This window comes from Actinomadura sp. KC06 (assembly GCF_004348735.1).
In the GTDB taxonomy this organism is placed as follows: Bacteria; Actinomycetota; Actinomycetes; order Streptosporangiales; family Streptosporangiaceae; genus Spirillospora.
Genome location: NZ_SMKT01000396.1, coordinates 1 through 1,132 on the forward strand (window position 1 = coordinate 1; position 1,132 = coordinate 1,132).

At 72.3% G+C, this 1,132-nt stretch carries 2 protein-coding genes; both read left to right on the plus strand.

What is annotated here, in order from left to right; genetic code table 11:
• The first annotated feature begins 304 nt into the window (after positions 1–304).
• The gene (locus E1287_RS43320; protein ID WP_131971990.1) at positions 305–487 is read left to right on the plus strand and encodes a hypothetical protein; all 183 of its coding nucleotides are present in this window, start codon (positions 305–307) and stop codon (positions 485–487) included.
• 109 nt (positions 488–596) lie between these two features.
• On the plus strand, positions 597–1,132 hold a 536-nt coding region (locus E1287_RS43325), incomplete at its 3' end, for a LysE family translocator (protein ID WP_131971993.1).

Here is a 1,132-nt window from a genome sequence, read left to right on the forward strand (position 1 = left end):
GGCCGGCGCCGTGGGTGGCGACGTCGTATGAGGCGGATCGTGCGGGTGCGGAGCGGTTTCTGGAGCCGGTGGTGTTCCAGGGGTCGGGGCGTACGTGGTGGGGCGGTCGGCGGCGCGGGCCGCAGTTCCAGCCGTATTGGCTGGGGTCGGCGGAGCCGGCGTTGGAGCGTCCGGGGCCGCCGCCGGGTGCGGCCGGTCCGGTTCCGGTGGGGGAGCGTGCGCCGCGGCGGAGTCTGGTGGGGACGGTGTTGCTGCTGGCGGCGGGGTTGTTGCTGCTGGCGGTGCTGATGGGTGTGTTGTTCGCGTGCCAGCCGGAGGCGAAGGAGCCGCCGCCTCCGCCGCCGGAGCCGACGCCGTCGTTTCCGTTGCCGTCGCGTACGCCGACGTCGCCGTCTCCGGCGCCGACGGGTCCGCCGACGACTCCGGGGTCGCCGGCGCCGACGACTCCTGCTCCGTCGCCGTCGGGTTCGGGTGGCGGGGAGGGTGACGGCCCGCCGCTGTAGCGGTCGGCCGTGGACCGTCCGGGCGGACGGTAACGGTCGGCAACGGGCGGTAAAGGGTTTGCGGCGGGGTGCCGGGATGGTCAGCATGAGGGGATGCTGGAGAGTCTGATCGCGTTCGCGGGTGCGGCGGTGCTGATCGCGATGGCGCCGGGGCCGAGCACGGTTGTGATCATGCGTCAGTCGATGCGGTCGGGGCGGCGCGCGGGGCTGGCGACGGTGCTGGGGAACGAGACCGGGGTGCTGGTGTGGGGTGTGGCGGCGGCGGTGGGGTTGTCGGCGCTGCTGGCGGCGTCGCGGCTGGCGTATGACGGGCTGCGGGTGGCGGGCGCGGTGGTGCTGGTGTGGTTCGGGGTGCGTGCGCTGTGGCATGCGCGCCGGAGCGGTTCGGGCGGTGCCGCTGAGGTGGATGGCGAGGTCGTGGAAGAGGCGTCGAATGGGGGCTATTCGTGGTTGCGGTGTTACCGGTTGGGTCTGGTGACGAATTTCGCCAATCCGAAAGCGGGGGTGTTCGCGGTTTCTTTCCTTCCGCAGTTCGTGCCGGAGGGATGGCCGGTGCCGGTGGTGCTGGTGGGGTTCTCGGTGCTGTGGGCGTTGATCGATCTGGCGTGGTATGCGGTGGTGGTGTGGCT